At 66.2% G+C, this 17,237-nt stretch carries 15 protein-coding genes; 7 read left to right on the top strand and 8 right to left on the bottom strand.

The window, feature by feature from the left end:
• The first annotated feature begins 179 nt into the window (after positions 1-179).
• On the top strand, positions 180-1,127 hold the full coding sequence (locus C8N44_RS10960) for a YihY/virulence factor BrkB family protein (protein ID WP_107976407.1): 948 nt from the start codon (positions 180-182) through the stop codon (positions 1,125-1,127).
• 59 nt (positions 1,128-1,186) lie between these two features.
• Here C8N44_RS10960 and C8N44_RS10965 read toward each other — a convergent pair whose 3' ends face one another.
• Positions 1,187-2,227 carry an aldo/keto reductase gene (locus C8N44_RS10965; RefSeq protein WP_107976409.1) on the bottom strand — a complete coding sequence of 347 codons (1,041 nt, stop codon included), beginning with the start codon at positions 2,225-2,227 and terminating at the stop codon, positions 1,187-1,189.
• A gap of 157 nt (positions 2,228-2,384) precedes the next feature.
• Between C8N44_RS10965 and C8N44_RS10970 the strand changes: the two genes are divergently transcribed.
• Complete coding sequence (locus tag C8N44_RS10970) at positions 2,385-3,239, top strand: SDR family oxidoreductase (protein ID WP_107976411.1); 855 nt, start codon at positions 2,385-2,387, stop codon at positions 3,237-3,239.
• Between the two features lie 568 nt (positions 3,240-3,807).
• Here the strand turns inward: C8N44_RS10970 and cyoD are convergent.
• The 4 genes from cyoD to C8N44_RS10990 are packed head-to-tail and all read right to left on the bottom strand — an operon-like array spanning position 3,808 to position 7,809.
• A complete protein-coding gene (gene cyoD / locus C8N44_RS10975; RefSeq protein WP_107976413.1) occupies positions 3,808-4,122 on the bottom strand; it encodes a cytochrome o ubiquinol oxidase subunit IV in 315 nt (104 codons plus the stop codon).
• Entirely contained in the window at positions 4,119-4,739 is a 621-nt protein-coding gene (locus C8N44_RS10980; protein WP_107976415.1) for a cytochrome c oxidase subunit 3, read from the bottom strand. Before C8N44_RS10980 ends, cyoD begins: the two co-directional genes overlap by 4 nt.
• Entirely contained in the window at positions 4,736-6,814 is a 2,079-nt protein-coding gene (locus tag C8N44_RS10985; protein ID WP_107976417.1) for a cbb3-type cytochrome c oxidase subunit I, read from the bottom strand. The genes C8N44_RS10980 and C8N44_RS10985 overlap by 4 nt, the downstream gene beginning before the upstream one ends.
• On the bottom strand, positions 6,811-7,809 hold the full coding sequence (locus tag C8N44_RS10990; protein ID WP_107976419.1) for a cytochrome c oxidase subunit II: 999 nt from the start codon (positions 7,807-7,809) through the stop codon (positions 6,811-6,813). Before C8N44_RS10990 ends, C8N44_RS10985 begins: the two co-directional genes overlap by 4 nt.
• Positions 7,810-8,010: 201 nt before the next feature.
• Here C8N44_RS10990 and C8N44_RS10995 point away from each other — a divergent pair, with 201 nt between their 5' ends.
• The 5 genes from C8N44_RS10995 to C8N44_RS11015 all read left to right on the top strand — a co-directional run bounded on the left by C8N44_RS10995 (position 8,011) and on the right by C8N44_RS11015 (position 14,980).
• Positions 8,011-8,715, top strand: coding sequence for a gluconate 2-dehydrogenase subunit 3 family protein (locus tag C8N44_RS10995; RefSeq protein ID WP_107976421.1), 705 nt, complete (start codon positions 8,011-8,013; stop codon positions 8,713-8,715).
• Positions 8,712-10,481, top strand: a complete 1,770-nt coding sequence (locus C8N44_RS11000) for a GMC family oxidoreductase (protein ID WP_107976423.1) — start codon at positions 8,712-8,714, stop codon at positions 10,479-10,481. Before C8N44_RS10995 ends, C8N44_RS11000 begins: the two co-directional genes overlap by 4 nt.
• Positions 10,478-11,695 carry a c-type cytochrome gene (locus C8N44_RS11005; protein WP_107976425.1) on the top strand — a complete coding sequence of 406 codons (1,218 nt, stop codon included), beginning with the start codon at positions 10,478-10,480 and terminating at the stop codon, positions 11,693-11,695. The genes C8N44_RS11000 and C8N44_RS11005 overlap by 4 nt, the downstream gene beginning before the upstream one ends.
• A 455-nt stretch (positions 11,696-12,150) precedes the next feature.
• Positions 12,151-13,143, top strand: coding sequence for a hypothetical protein (locus C8N44_RS11010; protein WP_107976427.1), 993 nt, complete (start codon positions 12,151-12,153; stop codon positions 13,141-13,143).
• A gap of 289 nt (positions 13,144-13,432) precedes the next feature.
• On the top strand, positions 13,433-14,980 hold the full coding sequence (locus tag C8N44_RS11015) for a carboxylesterase/lipase family protein (RefSeq protein ID WP_210204155.1): 1,548 nt from the start codon (positions 13,433-13,435) through the stop codon (positions 14,978-14,980).
• A 65-nt stretch (positions 14,981-15,045) separates the two neighbouring features.
• Here C8N44_RS11015 and C8N44_RS11020 read toward each other — a convergent pair whose 3' ends face one another.
• From C8N44_RS11020 to C8N44_RS11030, 3 genes are read right to left on the bottom strand one after another with little or no spacing between them, the layout of a single operon-like run.
• The gene (locus C8N44_RS11020; protein ID WP_158274041.1) at positions 15,046-15,264 is read right to left on the bottom strand and encodes a YjiS-like domain-containing protein; all 219 of its coding nucleotides are present in this window, start codon (positions 15,262-15,264) and stop codon (positions 15,046-15,048) included.
• A gap of 37 nt (positions 15,265-15,301) precedes the next feature.
• The gene (locus C8N44_RS11025; protein ID WP_107976432.1) at positions 15,302-15,796 is read right to left on the bottom strand and encodes an STAS domain-containing protein; all 495 of its coding nucleotides are present in this window, start codon (positions 15,794-15,796) and stop codon (positions 15,302-15,304) included.
• 60 nt (positions 15,797-15,856) lie between these two features.
• Complete coding sequence (locus C8N44_RS11030) at positions 15,857-17,080, bottom strand: cytochrome P450 (protein WP_107976434.1); 1,224 nt, start codon at positions 17,078-17,080, stop codon at positions 15,857-15,859.
• Between the last annotated feature and the right edge of the window lie 157 nt (positions 17,081-17,237).

Consider the following 17,237-nt stretch of genomic DNA (forward strand, 5'->3'; position numbering starts at 1 on the left):
GAGCAACAGCGGCGGGCCCCATCGGGCCCGCCGTTTTTTTGTCGCCCGGAGAAACCTGCGCCGCGTGGCACCCTGAGTGGGGCAGAGCCGCTGACGGCGTGCGCTGCGCAACGCGTGGGCTGGGCAAAGGCGGTGTGGCCGCTACATAAATTCCTCGTCCCTGTATCCGAGAGCCGCGAATGAGTGCACAACAGTACCGAGAGACCGTGCGCGATACCGCGCTGACCCATGGCATCGTCAGCGCCCGCCCGGAAGACCTGCTGGCTGGGACGGGCTGGCGCGTGCCGCTTGCGGTTTTTCGCGAGGCGGTCCTGCGGCTCTGGAGCGATGACGCCTTCGGGCTGGCGGGCAATGTGGCCTTCCGGATGTTGCTCGCGATCTTTCCGTTCCTGATCTTCACCAGTTCGCTGACGGCCTTCATCGGCACGCCGGCCATGGCCCAGGACCTCAATGACTTTCTGATCGCGATCGTGCCCCACGCGCTGGTCGATCCGATCGTCACCGAGGTCGAGAACGTGATGACGGTGCAGCGCGGCGGAATCCTCAGCCTCGGTATCCTGTTGACGATATGGTTCGCCGTGGGCGGCGCCGACGGTGTGCGCGTGGGGCTCAACCGGGCCTACGGCATTCGCGAGACGCGCTCGGCCTTCATGGTCTACCTCGTGCAGACCTCGATGGTGCTGTTCACCGGGCTTGTGCTGGTGCTGGTGGGCTATCTGCTGGTGCTGGCGCCGCGGGCAGGGTCCATGCTGCACCGGCTGCTGCCGGGCTTCGATCCGGCGTCGATCTCGGTCGGCCTGATCCGCTACCCGGCGGCGGGCTTCATGCTGTTGGCGTCACTCTTCGGGGCGCATGTCTTCCTCCCCGCGCGGCGCACGCGGTTTTCCAGCATCTGGCCGGGCGTGCTTTTCACGGTCATCGCATGGTCGCTGCTGACAGCGGCGTTTTCCTACTACCTGTCGAGCTTTGCCTCCTACGCGAGCTATTACGCCGGGCTCGCGGGGATCGTCGCCGCGCTCTACTTCATGTATCTCGCGGCGCTTGTGCTGATCTTCGGCGGCGAGCTGAACCGGGCGATCCGGATACGGCGGCTTGCACTTGCCCTGCGGCAAGATAATGAGGACTGAGGCGTTTGGCCGGGCCGGCGCCACCGCATATGCGGCGCCGGCCTGTCCGCGGAGCGGACTTAGCGACGCTCGTTTTCGAGCAGCGCGCGGCGGTTTTCGCCCTGACGTTCGAGCATCCAGCCGGGGTATTCGGCGGGCAGCTTCGTGACCGCGTCGAGCTTGGCCAGTTCGTCGTCGCTGAGCGAAACATCGGTCGCGCCGATGTTGTCCTGAAGCTGATCGACGCGCTTGGCGCCGACGATGACGCTGGTCACCACGTCCTGGTGCAGCAGCCAGGCGAGGGCCACTTGCGCCACGGAGCAGCCCTTGTTGTCGGCGATGCCGCGCATGACCTCGATCGCGTCGTAGGCGCGGTCCTTGTCGATGGGCGGGAAGTCGAATTCGGCCCGGCGGCCTTCGGAGGTCTTGCCCTCGCGGTCGTACTTGCCCGAGAGGAACCCGCCCGCGAGGGGGCTCCAGACCATGAGGCCGATGTCCTCAGCCCGCAGCATGGGCGCGATTTCGCGTTCGAGATCGCGACCCGCGAGCGTGTAGTAGGCCTGCAGCGACACGATGGGGGCGAGGCGGCGCGCCTCGGCGATGCCCACGGCGCGGGCGACCTGCCAGGCCGCCCAGTTCGACAGGCCCACGTAACGGACGTGATCGTGGCGCACCAGCTGGTCCAGCGCCTCGAGCGTCTCGGCGATGGGGGTGGCGGGGTCGAAGCCGTGGATCTGGTAGAGGTCGATGTGGTCGAGCTGCATGCGGTGCAGGCTTTTCTTCACGGCGCTGAGCAGGTTGCCGCGCGACGCGCCGCTGGTGTTCGGGCCCGCGCCCATCTGGCCGAAGGCCTTGGTGGCGATGACCACTTCGTCGCGGTCGACGCCGAGGTTCTTGAGCGACTGGCCGAGGATTTCCTCGGAGCGGCCCGAGGCGTAGACGTTGGCGGTGTCGATGAAGTTTATGCCCGCGTCGAGCGCGGTGCCCACGATCCTGTCGGCCTCGTCCTGCTGGAGCTGGCCGATCTTGCCCCACATGTCGTCGGAGCCGCCGAAGGTCATGGTGCCGAGGCAGAGCTCGGAAACGAAGAGGCCGCTGTGGCCGAGACGGCGATAGCGCATGGTATTTTCCCTTTTCGGTAGAAGGCCGGCCGGGGAGGTCGGCTGCCTTGGGTTCAATTCCGCGCGGGCGGGGCGGGTTCCTCTGCGGGTGATGCGGAACATCGCGGGGCGGCACCTGTTGGAGGCTGAAGGGCTTTCGTAACAGGAGTACAGAACGATGACCGAGCAGCAGAACATTCCCGGGCAGGTGCAGCCCAAGATGCCCGCCGACGAACACCGCATGGACCCGGCTCCGGACTATACCCCGCGCCATCCCGGCGTCGGCAAGCTGAAGGGCAAGCGCGCCATCGTGACCGGCGGCGACAGCGGCATCGGTCGCGCGGTTTCGGTGCTGTTTGCCCGCGAAGGCGCCAGCGTCGGGATCATCTACCTCGACGAGCACAAGGATGCGGAGGATACGCTGAAGCTGATCGCTGCCGAGGGGGCGGAGGGCTTTTCGGTGAGCGCCGATCTGGGCCGCCGGGACGAGGCCTTCCGCGCCGTGGGCGAGCTTGTGGGGCAGCTTGGCGGGCTGGACGTGCTGGTGAACAACGCCTCGATGCAGTTCGAGCAGACGGATCTTCGGGATATCACCGAAGAGCAGCTGCGCCGGACCATGGACAGCAACGTGATGAACTACTTCTTCACGACGCAGGCGGCGCTGGATCACCTGCCCGACGGGGCGGCGATCGTGAACACGGCGAGCGTCAACGCCTTCAAGGGGAACGACACGCTGGTGGATTACGCGACCTCGCGGGGGGCGGCCTCGGCCTTTTCGCGCAGCATCGCCAAGCAGCTTGCGCCGCGCGGCATCCGGGTGAACGCCGTGGCGCCGGGGCCGGTCTGGACGCCGTTCATCCCCGGCTCGCTGCCCGAGAACAAGGTGGAGGATTTCGGCAGTCACGTGCCCATGGGACGTGCAGGCCAGCCATGGGAGATCGCGACCTCCTACCTGTTCCTGGCGAGCGATGACGGCAACTACTTCACCGGCCAGACGCTGCACCCCAACGGCGGGACGATCGTGGGGTCGTGATGAGGGGCCGCTCCGCTGTAGCGCCCGGTGTCATTAGCGTTTGTCCGCCACGCGGTAGGCTCTAGCGTCGCGCCTTAGGTCAAGAGGTCGGCAGCTTGATTGTCGCGGCAGCAGCGCGACAGTCAGGTTATCCGAACCTCGGTTGCGGCTGGCAGGGATCGCCGACCCAAGTGCCACGCATTTTCGCCCAGATTCCCGACCTTTGACGCGGAGGGCCCGAAACAAGGGGCTTTAGCCCCGCCGGGCCAGCGCCGGACCGTCCCCGCGGTCTGGCGCTTTGGCAATTGCAGGGCATGGTTCAGAGGTCATCCGTGCGGGGCGCGCACAAAGCGCCGACCTCGGAGAGCGCAGCGCCAAACCACGGTCCGGCGTTGTCCCGGCTCGGTTGCACGAGCGGCAAGGGAGAGATGAGCTCGAAGCGGACTTTCTCAGTGCCTCGAGGAAATGGACGCTTGCATTGCCGGGGCGCGGCGATCTGCTGCGGCGAGCCGACGTGAGGAGTTGTACCTGATACCTGACAACACGCTGTGCCGGGACCTGTGCCCGCGCTGGCGCCTGACGCGTCCCTCTACATCATCCGGTCGCCGAGGTCGGCCATCACCCAGAGCGTGCCGAAGGCCATGATGGCGAGCAGCAGCACGGTGAAGAGCAGGAGTTGAAGATCTTCGCGCTTCTGATGGGTGAAGTCGATGTGCAGGAAGTAGCGCAGTTGCACCACGATTTGGGCGAGGGCCAGGACCACCAGCGCCGGGATGACCCAGGCAGAAGGCAGGATGCCCGTCATCACGCTCGCGAACGAGGCCACGGTGAGCACCACCGACAGGCCAAGGCCCAGCGTGTAGAAACCGCGTTCGCGGCGTTCTTCGGGTCCGGAGTGTTTCATGCGACCCCCGCAAGGAATACCAGTGAGAAGATGCCGATCCAGACGATGTCCAGGAAGTGCCAGTAGAGGCCGAGCCGGGTGATGCGGCTCTTGATCGTGTCTGTGAGGCCGAACTTGAGGATCTGGAGCGTGAGCACACCGATCCAGAGCAGTCCGCCCGCCACGTGCAGCCCATGCAGGCCCACGAGCGACCAGAAGGCGCTGAGGTAGCCTGAGCGCTGCGGCACGGCGCCGATCTCGATCAGGTGGTGGAAGTCGAGAAGTTCGAAGATCAGGAAACCCAGACCCGAGGTGGCGGCAACCGAGAACCAGATGAGGAAACGCCAGCGCCCGGCCTCGTACTTCATGGCGAGGCTGGCCCAGCTGAAGGCGAAGGAGGACAGCAGCAACAGGCCGGTCTGGATCGCGATGGAGCGCAGCTCGGTTACTTCGTGCGCACCGGGCCCGCCCGCCGTCGCGTTCCGCATGGTGCCGAAGATGGCGAAGACGAGTCCGAAGGTGACGAGGTCGCTCATCAGGAAGACCCAGAAGCCGAAGACCTTGCTTTCCTCGTGCTTGCCGCCGCCGACGTAGCCGAGGTTCAGTCCCGGGTGCATGTTCGTCTGTTGGTCACTCATGAGGCCACCACCATGTCGGTCGCGGCGCGGCCGCGGTTGCGGGAGTTGGTCTCGTCATCGCGTGTGACCCCCTCGTTCAGGGTGGCAGCCTCGACCCAGGCAGCGTGGTGGCGTTCCACCTCGACCGCGGGGATCGTGACCTCGGGATGTTCGCGGAAGCTGTGGACCACGTACCAGAGGATGAAGCCCAGGACCGAGGCGACGGCGAGCCACCAGATCCACCACGTCATGGCGAAGCCGAAGGCGGTGGTGGCGACCATGGCGATCAGGCCTGCGGAGGTGTTGGGCGGCAGGTGCACGTCCTCGTAGTACTCGGGCGTCACGTAGGGGCGTCCGTCGGCCTTTTCGCGGGCAAAAGCGTCGCGTTCCCCGATGTGGGGGATCATCGCGAAGTTCCAGGGCGGCGGCGGGGCCGAGGTGGCCCATTCCAGCGTGCGGCCGTCCCAGGGATCGCCCAGCGGCACGGCCAGTTCGTCGCGCTTGCGGATCGACACCCAGAGCGTGACGAAGAGCCCGGCAAAGGCCGCCATGAGCATCAGCGCGCCCAGCATGCAGACGATCATGTAGGGGAGGAACTCGGGGTTGTCGAAGGCCGCCGAGCGACGCGGGTAGCCCATCAGGCCAAGGAAATAGAGCGGCAGGAAGGTGAAGCAGAAGCCGACGATCCAGAGCCATGCGGTGATCTTGCCGGCGCGTTCGTCGAGGCGGAAGCCGAAGGCCTTCGGGAACCAGATGTGCACGCCCGCGAAGATCCCGAAGATCAGGCCCGGCAGCAGAACGTTGTGGAAATGCGCCACGATGAACTGCGTGTTGTGCACCTGCCAGTTGATGGCCGGGTTGGCGAGGATGATGCCCGAGAGGCCGCCGATCACGAAGAGAATGAAGAAGCCGGTCATGTAGACCATCGGGGCCGTGAACCGGATCCGACCGCCCCAGAGCGTCGCCATCCAGACGTAGACCTTCACACCCGTCGGAATTGCGATGATGCCGGTGGCGATGCCGAAGGCCGCATTGATCGTCGCGCTGTTGCCCATGGTGAAGAAATGGTGGAGCCAGACGCAGAAGCTGATGACGGAGATCGACATGGTGGCGATCACGAGGCTCGTGTAGCCGTAGAGCCGCTTGGCGGCGAACATCGAGGTCAGTTCCGAGAAGATCCCGTAGGCGGGCAGCACGAGGATGTAGACCTCGGGGTGGCCGAACATCCAGAACAGGTTGGCGTAGTTCATCATGTTGCCGCCGAGATCATTGGTGAAGAAGTGGAACCCGGCGAGGCGGTCGAGCGCCTGCATGAGGCAGGCCACGGTCAGCGGCGGCAGCGCGAAGACCAGCAGGATCGAGGTGCAGAGCGCGGTCCAGGTGAATACCGGCATCCTCAGGAAGTGCATCCCCGGCGCGCGCATCTTGTAGATGGTGACGGCGAAGTTCAGCCCCGAGAACATCGACCCGAAGCCCGAGAGCGCGATGGCCCAGACCCAGTAGTCGGGCCCCGGCCCGGGGTCGAAGTCGGCACCGGTGAAAGGCGGGTAGGCGGTCCAGCCGCCGGTCTCGAACGCGCCGACGACGAGGCTTATCATGGTGAGCGCCGCGCCGGTGGCGGTGAGCCCGAGGCTGATCTGGTTGAGCACCGGGAAGGCCATGTCCCGCGCGCCGATCTGGAGCGGGATCAGGTAGTTCATGAAGCCCGTGATGAAGGGCATGGCGACGAAGAAGATCATCACCGTGCCATGGGTCGAGAAGAGCTCGGCCCAGTGTTCGTTGCTGAGCACCCCGCCGTCGAGCGCGGTGGTCTGGTGGGCGCGCATCACCACGCCCTCGAAGACGCCGCGGGCCATCATGACGAAGCCGATCACCATGTACATGATGCCGATCTTCTTGTGATCGACGCTGGTGAGCCAGTCGTTCCAGAGCCAAGCCCAGCGGCGCGCCCATGTGATCCAGGCGATCACGGCGATCGCGGCGACCACGGTCATCCAGGCCGCGCCCGAGGCGACGGCGGTGTCGATGCTGGGGTCGTGGAAGAACTCCAGCAGCTTGAGTTCCTGCCATTCGAGACGGCCGAAGAGGTCGATCATCTGGACACCTCGGGCAATGGGGCCCGGTCGGGCCGGTAGAGGGGGCTGCCGGGCTGGGCCTCGGGCTCAACCGGTTCGCCACGCCGGTAACGCGCCACGATGCGGTCGAAGAGCCGCGGGTCCGCCAGCGAGAAGACCAGCGGGCCGTCACCGGGGCGGTCGAGATCTTCGCGGGCCTTGGCGACGTCGCCGCTGTGGGCGAGTACGGCATAGGTTTCGGCATCGAGCGCGGGGGCATCGCGGGCATTATCGAGCCAGCGGGCGTAGTCTTCGGGCGGCACGGCGCGGACGGGCGCGCGCTGGGCGGGAAAGCCGGTGCCGTTGTACTGGGTGTTCTCGCCGACCGTGGTGCCGGGGCGCTCTGCGATCATCTGCAGGCGCGTCACCATGCCGGCCATGGTGTAGATCTGTCCGGCAAGCCCTGGCGCCATGAAGCTCTGCATCACGGTGTCGGTGGTCAGGCGCATGGTGGCGGGACGACCGACGGGAATGACCATCTCGCCCACGCTCGCGATGCCTTCCTCGGGGTAGATGAAGAGCCATTTCCAGTCGAGGCCGACCACCTCGATTGCGACCGGAGCGCCCGTGATCTCGAAATTCATGCCCTGCGCCATCTCGGCGTCGATCTCGCGGTAGGGATCGAGACGAAAGACGGCCTGTGTCAGCCAGATCGAGAGGGCGATGATAATCAGGGTGGGACCGCCCCACATCAGGATCTCGAGTTTGGTGTCGAAATGCCACTGCGGGCGGTAGGTCGCCTTGGTGTTGCCGCGCCGGAACCACCACAGGATCAGGGGCGTGCCGACCAACACCGGAAGGATGGCGATCATCGTGATCGCCGTTGTCCAGATCAACTCGGTCCGCTGGGCTTCGGCGACCGGACCGAAGGGGACGAGGAAGCCGTCGACCTGCGCCATGGCAAGCGAGGGGGAGAGCAGAAAGGCAGCAAGGGCCGCCGGTCCGGCGGCTGCACGCGGAGCTTGTGCAGTACTCATGTCGGCATCGGGCGGTGACCCTTTCGTAGGTTCCGCAGACACAAGGAAGTGAACTGCGGCCGGGTTCCTCACTTTTTGCGGGAAAATGACCGGGTGTCGCAGCGGAACCGCAGGAGCTCGGCGCTGCATTCCGCCGATCGACTTGGAACAATCGGCGGTTGCTTGCTCTTCGGCGGGAGTGACTACGAAAGTGAGCCAGCCATGAGCCAGTTGACCCGGAGGGGTTTCCTCCTGGGTGTGTCGAGCGCAGCGCTCGCCGCGCCAGCATTGGCCCGAGAATACCAGGGCGGGATGCCCTGGCAGCCGGGCGAAGCGGTTCCACCAACAGCCTTTGATCCGGATGTGACCTTCTTTACCGAGGAAGAGCGCGCCTTCGTGACGGCCGCGGTGGACCGATTGATCCCCGCTGACGACTACCCTTCCGCCTCCGAGCTCGGGGTCGTGGATTTCATCGACCACCAGCTTGCCGGCGCCTACGGGCGTGGCGACATCTACTACATGAAGGGCCCGTTCAGGGACGGGCTGCCGACGCAGGGCTACCAGGCGCAGGCACCGGCGCTGCTCTACCGGCAGGCGATCGCGGACATCCGCGCCGGTCTTGCCCGCAACGACCTTGCCGATTTCACCGAGCTCGAACCCGAGGAGCAGGACAGGCTGCTGATGGGGCTTTCGGAGGGCGAGGACGAGCTGGAGCATACCGACGCCAAGACGTTCTTCGACACGCTCTGGCAGAACACGCTGGAGGGGTACTTCGGTGACCCCGTTCACGGCGGCAACCGCGACATGGAGGCTTGGAAGATGATCGGATTCCCCGGCGCGCGCTACGATTACAGGCCGTGGATCAACCACGGCGGCAACCCCGTGAAGCTGGAGCCGGTCTCGGTCGGCGGGAGGATGGTGCCATGAGCCGGATCCTTCCCGAACGCGAGGTGGTCATCGTCGGCTTCGGCTGGACCGGGGCGATCATGGCCGAGCAGCTGACCGAAGCGGGCATGGACGTGCTGGCGCTGGAGCGCGGCGTTTGGCGCGACACCTCGACCGACTACGCGGTGAACAATGCCCAGGACGAGGTGCGCTATCGCTATCGCGACGAGCTATTCGAGGACCTGAGCCGCGAGACGCTGACCTTCCGCAACACCTCGGATCAGCAGGCGCTGCCGATGCGGATGCTCGGGTCATTCCTGCCCGGCACAAACGTGGGCGGTTCGGGCGTGCACTGGAACGGCCAGACCTGGCGCTTCCTTCCTTCGGACTTCCAGGCGCGCAGCCACAACGTAGAGCGCTATGGCGAGGACGCAATCCAGGACGACATGACCATCCAGGATTGGGGCGTCACCTACGACGAGCTTGAGCCGCATTACGACTACTTCGAGAAGATCTGCGGGATCTCGGGCAAGGCCGGGAACCTGAACGGCGAGATCCAGGACGGCGGCAACCCGTTCGAGGGCTGGCGGTCGTCGGAGTATCCCAACCCCCCGATGGAGATGGTGGCAGCCCCCCTGAAGTTCCGGGATGCTGCGCGCGAGCTGGGTTACAACCCCTTTCCGGGCCCCTCGGCCAACATGAGCCAGGGCTACACCAACCCGCTTGGCGTGCAGCTTGCGCCGTGCACCTACTGCGGGTTCTGCGAGAAATACGCCTGCGGCAACTACTCCAAGGCGACGGCCACGACGACGATCCTGCCCGCGCTCATGCGGCGCGAGAACTTCACCCTGCGCACCGGCGCCATGGTGCTGCGCGTGGAGAAGGACAGCTCCAATTCGCGTGCGACGGGCGTGACTTACCTGAACACCGAGGGCGAAGAGTTCTTCCAGCCCGCGCAGATGGTCATCCTCGCGGGTTACATCACGCACAACGTGAACCTGCTGATGCAGTCGGGGATCGGCGAGATCTACAACCCCGAGACCGGCGAGGGGCAGGTGGGCCGCAACTACGCCTACCAGATCATGTCGGGCGCGAGCGTCTTTTACGACGACGATTTCGCGGTGAACCCCTTTGTCGGTGCGGGCGCGTTGGGCCAGGTGATCGACGAGTTCAACGGCGACAACTTCGACCACACGGGGCTCGGCTTCATCGGTGGCGGCTACATCGCCCAGTGGCAGACCAACGGTCGCCCGATCGAGAGCCACCCCGTGCCCGAGGGCACGCCCAAGTTCGGGGCCGGCTGGAAGAAGGCGGTGCGCGAGAGCTACAACCATACGGTGGGCGTGGGCGCCCACGGCGCGGTGATGAGCTTCCGCGGCAATTATCTCGATCTCGACCCGACCTATACCGACGCCTACGGGCGGCCGCTCATGCGGCTGACCTTCGACTTCAAGCAGAACGATATCCGCATGTCGAACTACCTGACGGGCAAGGTGGCCGAGATCGCCAACGCCATGGGCGGGCGCGAGGTCAGCGTGAGCCCCGTGAAGACGCCCTACGACATCGCCCCCTACCAGACCACGCACAACACAGGCGGGCACATCATGGGCGACAATCCCGGAAACAGCGTCACCAACAAGTACAACCAGAGTTGGGATCTGCCGAACCTGTTCCTGACCGGGGCGGGCAACTTCCCGCAGAACCCCGGCTACAACCCGACCGGCACGGTGGCGGCGCTGGCCTACCATTCGGCCAAGGCCATCCGCGAGCAGTACCTCCGCAACCCCGGACCGCTGGTGCAGGCATGAGACAGGTCATCGGAGCAATCATCCTGTCGGGCTGCGCCGGCGCCGCCTGGGCCCAGTCCGACGCGAATACCTGGTCGACACTGCAGCGGGGGCTCTACCTCACGCGGGTGGGGGACTGTGCCGCCTGCCACTCGGTCGAGGGCGAGGAACCCTATGCCGGTGGGCTTGGCCTGCCCACGCCCTTCGGCACGATCTACGCCGCCAACATCACGCCGGACAACGCCACAGGCCTGGGTGAGTGGAGCCAGGACGAGTTCTACGACGCGATGACCGAAGGGGTGCGTCCCGACGGCAAGCGGCTTTATCCGGCGTTTCCCTACACCCACTTCACCCACGTGACGCGAGAGGACAGCGACGCGATCTTCACCTATCTCAACACGCTCGATCCCGTTCGCAACGACGTGGAGTCGCCCGAGATCCCGTTTCCGCTCAACGTGCGGACGGCGATGCGGGGCTGGAACATGCTGTTCTTCGACGAGGGCAAGCTCGAGCCGGTGGAGGACAAGTCCGAGGCCTGGAACCGCGGGCGCTACCTGGCCGAGGGGCTGGCACACTGCGGGGCCTGCCACACGCCGCGCAACATGCTGGGCGCCGAGAAGGGCGGCAACGCCGCCTATACCGGCGGGGTCATCGAAGGCTGGTTCGCGCCTTCGCTGCGGGGCGGCCCCGGCGGCGAGGGGCTGGCCGACTGGTCCGAGGAGGATCTGGCCGAGTTCCTGCGCCACGGGCGGAACGGGCGCAGCGCCGCCTTCGGGCCGATGGCCGAGGTGGTGGAGAAATCCACGCGGTACCTGAGCGACGAGGACCTCGAGGCGATCGTCGCCTACTTCAAGGATCTGCCCTTCGGCGAGGTCGACGGAGAGGCGGCGGAGCCGGTGGCCGAGGACGATCCGGCGATGACTGCCGGGGCCGAGATCTACGCCACCCAGTGCTCGGCATGCCACGGACCCGAGGGCGAGGGCGTCGCGGGCCAGTTCGCGCCCATCGCGGGGTCGTCGCTGGCGCAGTCTTCCGATCCGACCACGGTGGTACGGATGATCCTCGAGGGCGCGCGCGCCGTGCCGACGGAGAAGTATCCCACGGCGCAGGCCATGCCGGCCTACCACTGGAAGCTCTCCGACGAGGAGGTCGCGCAGGTGGCGACCTATGTCCGGAACGCCTTCGGCAACGCCGCCCCGGCTGTGTCGGCGGGCACGGTGGCGGACCTGCGCTGAGGGTTGCCCGGCGCGGGGCCGAGTCCCCGGGACATCGCGGTGTCCTGGGGATGTCCCGGGCCGGGACAGCTTTCCGATCTATATGAATCAATGGCTTACAGAGACGGTTTAACCCTCTGTTAAGATTGTCCCGCGGCGGGCTAATTGAGGAAGCAGTTCTCGCTTGTTCGAAAGGCCTCCCGTCTCCGCTGCGACGATACATGCCCCCTATCAGGGGCAATCGCAGGAGGCTCTTGGGCGCTATCTTCTGAAGAGGCGGTTTACCATCTTCTACCATTCGACTTCGCGCAACGTGAACGGCTCGCCCCGCCACCGCTTCCAAGATGAGCGTGCGGAGTCGAGGATTTCAACCTATTGAAGAGTTTCGATGCCGATATTCTATGAAGAGTTCATTCTGCTTGTGTGGCGCCAATCTACATCTATTGTGGTGGCTGTTTTAAGGAGAAGAATTTTACATGTTATCTGCAAGCTGCGCACAGATTGAAGAGATAGAGAAATGCGATATTTACTGGTTCGAGGACGAGTTTGGTATCTCGCTCGATATGTCAGGAAGAACGCTCGGAACCTATCAAAGGACGAAGGATGGCCTGGCGGGTCAGCCGCGATGGACCCGGATACAGTTTGCTTTCGAGGATATCCGAAGCATCGAGGAGCTCGTCGGCAATCCAAAGACTTTTGAAGCGGGAGGGCTCTATCTGAATACCGTCCAGGGCGGCTTGAACCGCGTCGGCGATGAGATTGGCGCCATGGGGCGCAATGCATATGAGCGCCGGCAGGCTCGAATGAGGAACGGGATCGTATTTTCCCTTCGCTCGAGCGAGCTGCCAAAGTTCTTCATTCGTGTCAGCGAGGATGTGGATCGCAGGCAATTGCTTGAAATCCTGAGGCAAGTGCTCGAAGGGCGGAAGCCCGACGGGTTGAAGCGAAGGCTGCCCGAGGCGATTAAACGGGAAATCTATGCGACCAGCGATGAGGCGACGAAAAAGGCTGGTCAGCGACGCGATGCACGTGCTGACACCTTTCAACGTGTCGTTTTTGGCCTTTCTGGATTGATCGCGGTCTGTTTTGTGCTGTTGGTAGGGACCGTGCAGCTTGCGAAGGCGTACTACAAGCATTCTTTACTGGCAGGGAAGCCCGTCGCTGAGGCATCGGGATTGCGATGCCACTTTCTTTCAATCGGTGACACATTCCGGCCCGATCTGGTTTCTTCCGTGGCTCTTGAGGATTTCCAGGTTAGCGGAAATATCACCGATCTACCCGTCGAAATTCGAAATCGATATAGTCTATCCGAGACGGTAGAGTTTTCGCGAGGTGATTTCATCCTTGGGCCATTCGAGCGAGACGGTATCTGGCTTATCGGACACGGGGGCGAGAGGGGTCTTCCGAAGACACCGGTGGACCCTGAAGGCTTGCCGATCAGAGGGTGGGAATACACTACGTGTGGGTAACGTTAGACGGGCGGCATACCCGGATCGAAACACGGTTCGCTTCAATGGCCTGAAGGAAATTTCCGGAGCCGGGTTCCGAGACTGTGTTGCTCGGCTAGGGCGGCGCGCGGGTTGACCGCGTCACCGCCAGTATCGGGACAGTCACTGGCTATAATGTTGCCTCTCACGAGCCCCGCTCGTGGGGGGCTTTTGTTGTCGGTTCTGGCGGGGCAGGGTGTGGTTAATCTTGCGAGGGGCCGCCCCTTGGCGGTCCGAGGAAGGGGTGTGTTTGATGAGGAAGGCGATACTGATGGCGATGACGGGAGTGGCGTGCTCGGCCGGGCTGGCCATGGCGCAGCCGGTGGCAGAGACCGAGAGCGGCGCGGTGCGGGGCCGGCTTGAAAGTGGGGTCGAGAGCTTCAAGGGCATCCCCTTTGCCGCCCCGCCGGTCGGCGCGCTGCGCTGGCGGGCGCCTGTGCCGCCGGAGCCTTGGGAGGGCGAGCGGGACGCCACGGCCTTTGGCCACGACTGCATGCAGCTGCCATTCCCGAGCGACGCGGCGCCGCTGGGCACCGAGCCCGCCGAGGATTGCCTTGTCATGAATGTCTGGCGTCCCGAAGGGGCCCAGCCGGGCGACGACCTGCCGGTGATCCTGTGGATCTACGGCGGCGGCTTCGTGAATGGCGGCTCTTCGGCCAAGGTCTATGACGGGTCGGCATTTGCGGAGCGGGACGTGGTCTTCGTGTCCTTCAACTACCGCGTTGGGCGCTTCGGCTTCTTCGCGCACCCGGCGCTGAGCGCGGCGCGCGAGGGGCCGCTGGGCAACTACGGCTTGATGGACCAGCGCGCGGCGCTGGAGTGGGTGGCGCGCAACGTGGGCCGCTTTGGCGGGGATGCCGAGAACATCACGGTCATGGGCGAGTCCGCGGGCGGCATCTCGGTGCTGCACCTGCTGCGCGACCCGGAGGTGCGGACGCGCATCGCGCGGGCGGTGGTCATGTCGGGCGCGGGGCGGTCCGAGGGGGCCATGGCGCCGCGCGACATGGTGCAGGACCGCGAGGGGCGGCCCTCGGCCGAGACACTGGGCATGGCCTTTGCCGAGGACAAGGGGGTCGAGGGCACCGGGCCCGATGCGCTGGCGGCCCTGCGGGCGCTGCCCGCCGAGGAGGTGGTCTCGGGGCTGAACATGGCCGACATGCAGGGCAGCAGCTTTTCGCCCTATTTCCGCGAGAACCGTACGCATTTCAACGGCAACGAGGACATGTTCGCTGCCGGAAGCGCGCCCGACGACATCCCGGTGATGATCGGGGCGACGAGTGCCGACCTCGGCTTCATGGGGGGCGAGAGCAAGGACGAGATCTTTGCCGCTTTCGGCGCGCGGGCGGAGGAGGCGCGGCAGGCCTACGATCCCGACGGCGCGCTGGGCGTGGGCGAGTTGCGGGCGGCGATCGGGGGCGATCTGCTGATGATCGAGCCCGCGCGCTACGTGGCGCGCGGCTTTGCCGGGGCCGGGGCGCCGACCTATTATTACCGCTTTTCCTACGTGGCCGAGAGCGCGCAGGGGGCGGGCGCGCGCGGGGCGCCGCACGCCTCGGAGATCCCGTTCTTCTTCCGCACCATCGACGCGCGCTACGCGGAGGCCGTGACGGCGCAGGACCGTGCGGTGGCGGAACGGGTGAACGACTACGTGGTGAATTTTGCCCGGACGGGAGTGCCCGAGGCGGAAGATGCGCCGGAGTGGCCCGTGATCGGCGACGAGGACCGGATGCTGGATTTCGCGGCGGACGGCGGCGTCACCGTCGGGCCGGATCCCTGGCAGGACCGGCTGGATCTGGTCCGGGAACTGGTCGGGAACTGAGCCGCCGGGGCCGGAAAACGCCCCTGCGGGTGGCGCAGGGGCGTTCGGCCCGCCCGGTCACGCGATCACTCGAAAGGCAGGTCGGGGCGGCGCCTCAGATCGGCGCGGGTGAGGCCCACGTCGTCGAGCAGGTAGTCGGGCAACGTTTCGAGCTTGCGGCAGTCGCGGTTGTGGCGGTGCAGGTCGCGCAGGGCATTCCAGAGTGCGCTGAGCCCCGTGCGCAGGCCGCGGCGCCGGCGGGGGCCGAAGGCACTCATGCCGCCGGATGTGTTGATGTTGACCATCGGAAATTTCCTTTTTTGAAAGTTGGTTGCGGCGGGGTCAAGCCACGCGACTGCGCGGCCCGGTTCCCGGGTCGGCGAGGCGGTCGCAGCCCGCCGAGAGGCGGGGGGCGAGATCATCCGGCGCCGCCCCGAGCGCCGGGCGGGTGAGGGTCTCGGCCATGGAGACCTTCATCTGCGAGGGGTGCGTCGCGGCCGCGGCCGAAAGCGCGCGGACCGCGACCTGGATGCTGGGTTCGAAGGCGAGCAGGTGTTCGAAGCTGGCCCGGGTCAGGAAGCTCTCCTTGTCGGGCGTGGCGCCGCAGAGGCACAGCTCGCCCCCCGCCGCCTGCATCAGCTTGGCGCCGACGACCAGCCCGCGGATGCCAGCGCGCGTCAGCGTGTCGAGCGCCGAGAGATCGACCGCGACATGGCGCCAGCCTTCGCGGATCGCGGCGACCAGCGCATCGCAGAGGGGGCCGGTGGAGCGGGAGTCGAGCGTGCCGCGCGGGCCCACGACGAGGATGCCCTCCGAGACGTACATGGTGAAATTCATTGGACAATCCTTTGGTTGAAAATGGTTGGCGGCCGGGGCCGCCGGTCGTGAAACGGGGTGTCAACCGATGCGGACCTGCATCGCGGTGATCTGGCGGATGCCGCCGAAGCCGAGCATGCGCGGGGTGCGTTCGAGGGTGATCTGCGGCGCCGCGTCGAGCAGGGCGGCAAGGCCCTCTTCCATCTCGATGCGGGCGAGCATCTCGCCGATGCAGCGGTGCGCGCCCATGCCGAAGGCGAGGTGCAGCCGAGGGTGGTCGGTGCGGGTGATGTCGAAGCGGTCGGGGTCGGCGTACATGGCGGGATCGCGCATGGCCGAGAGCAGGCTGAGACGCAGCACCGAGCCCGCGGGCAGGTCATGGCCCGAGACCTGCAGGTCCTCGGTGGCGAGCAGCGTGAGGTTGCCGGCCACCGGCTCGTAGCGCAGGGCCTCGGCGACGGCGCCGGGGATCAGGCCGCGGTCGGCGCGCACGGCCTCCCAGTTACCGGGCGTCCTGAGCAGCAGCGCGACCAGCATCGAGAAGCTCGCACGGGTGGTGTCGCTGCCGGCGATGACGAGCCCGACGACCTGATGGACCAGAACTTCGAAGGTGACGGTGGGGTCCTGCTTCCAGTTGGTGACGAGTTCCGAGAGCATGTCGTCCTGCGGGCGCGACAGGCGGGCGCGCAGGTGGGCCTCGACGTAGGCGCAGAGGGCGCTGCAGGCGCGTTCGATGTCGGCGTGGTCCTCGACCGGGTAGACCGGCGAGACGGCGCGCGAGACCTGGTAGACCCACTGGGTGAAGACCGGCGCCTCGGAGGGCGGCAGACCCAGGAGCGCGGCGATCATGTGGGCGGGGACGCGGGCGGACATCAGGTCGGTGAAGTCGAAGCCTGCGCCGCGGGGCAGGTCGCCGACGATGCGGTTGGCGACGGCGCGGATGCGCGGGCGCTCGGCGGCGATGCGGCGGTGGGCGAAGCTGCGTGCGAAGAGCCCGCGCTTGGTGCGGTGGCCGCGGTCGTTGGCGAAAAGCATGAAGTCGGTGAGAAGCCGCGCGGTGACGCCCTCGGGGACGCCCGAGATACGAACGTATTCGTGCCCCTCGGCCTGGCGCGTGCCGCGGCCCTGGCGGGCCAGCAGGTCGAGCACGTCGCCCGCGCGCAGCGCCATGTAGACGTTCGGGCCCATGGCGATCACCCCGTGGTCGCGACGGAGCGCGGCGAGGGGCGCGAGGGGATCCTCGCGCAGGAGCGCGGGGTCGACGTGGGGCGGTCGGGGCGTAACGGTAGTGGCAGGGGTGGTCATGGCGGTCTCCGGTCGGGAATGGCGATGCGCCCATGCTGCCTGCCGCCGTCGGGGCGGGAGGGCGTGCCGGATCATCGCCGTGGCTGTCGCCGGAGCGTTTCGCGCCTCGGCGTTGTCGCCAGCGTTGTCATGGCGGTGGTAAAAGGATCTGAGGGCC

It is taken from the genome of Allosediminivita pacifica (genome assembly GCF_003054175.1).
Classification (GTDB): Bacteria; Pseudomonadota; Alphaproteobacteria; order Rhodobacterales; family Rhodobacteraceae; genus Allosediminivita; species Allosediminivita pacifica.

Bases quoted from the DNA above. Each gene is read 5' to 3' on its own strand.
- C8N44_RS11005 (WP_107976425.1), top strand. From the start codon at position 10,478: ATGAGACAGGTCATCGGAGCAATCATCCTGTCGGGCTGCGCCGGCGCC.
- C8N44_RS10960 (WP_107976407.1), top strand. From the start codon at position 180: ATGAGTGCACAACAGTACCGAGAGACCGTGCGCGATACCGCGCTGACC.
- C8N44_RS11010 (WP_107976427.1), top strand. From the start codon at position 12,151: ATGTTATCTGCAAGCTGCGCACAGATTGAAGAGATAGAGAAATGCGAT.
- C8N44_RS10980 (WP_107976415.1), bottom strand. From the start codon at position 4,739: ATGAGTGACCAACAGACGAACATGCACCCGGGACTGAACCTCGGCTAC.
- C8N44_RS10990 (WP_107976419.1), bottom strand. From the start codon at position 7,809: ATGAGTACTGCACAAGCTCCGCGTGCAGCCGCCGGACCGGCGGCCCTT.
- C8N44_RS10985 (WP_107976417.1), bottom strand. From the start codon at position 6,814: ATGATCGACCTCTTCGGCCGTCTCGAATGGCAGGAACTCAAGCTGCTG.
- C8N44_RS11030 (WP_107976434.1), bottom strand. From the start codon at position 17,080: ATGACCACCCCTGCCACTACCGTTACGCCCCGACCGCCCCACGTCGAC.
- cyoD (WP_107976413.1), bottom strand. From the start codon at position 4,122: ATGAAACACTCCGGACCCGAAGAACGCCGCGAACGCGGTTTCTACACG.
- C8N44_RS10970 (WP_107976411.1), top strand. From the start codon at position 2,385: ATGACCGAGCAGCAGAACATTCCCGGGCAGGTGCAGCCCAAGATGCCC.
- C8N44_RS10965 (WP_107976409.1), bottom strand. From the start codon at position 2,227: ATGCGCTATCGCCGTCTCGGCCACAGCGGCCTCTTCGTTTCCGAGCTC.
- C8N44_RS11025 (WP_107976432.1), bottom strand. From the start codon at position 15,796: ATGAATTTCACCATGTACGTCTCGGAGGGCATCCTCGTCGTGGGCCCG.
- C8N44_RS11000 (WP_107976423.1), top strand. From the start codon at position 8,712: ATGAGCCGGATCCTTCCCGAACGCGAGGTGGTCATCGTCGGCTTCGGC.
- C8N44_RS11015 (WP_210204155.1), top strand. From the start codon at position 13,433: ATGGCGATGACGGGAGTGGCGTGCTCGGCCGGGCTGGCCATGGCGCAG.
- C8N44_RS11020 (WP_158274041.1), bottom strand. From the start codon at position 15,264: ATGGTCAACATCAACACATCCGGCGGCATGAGTGCCTTCGGCCCCCGC.
- C8N44_RS10995 (WP_107976421.1), top strand. From the start codon at position 8,011: ATGAGCCAGTTGACCCGGAGGGGTTTCCTCCTGGGTGTGTCGAGCGCA.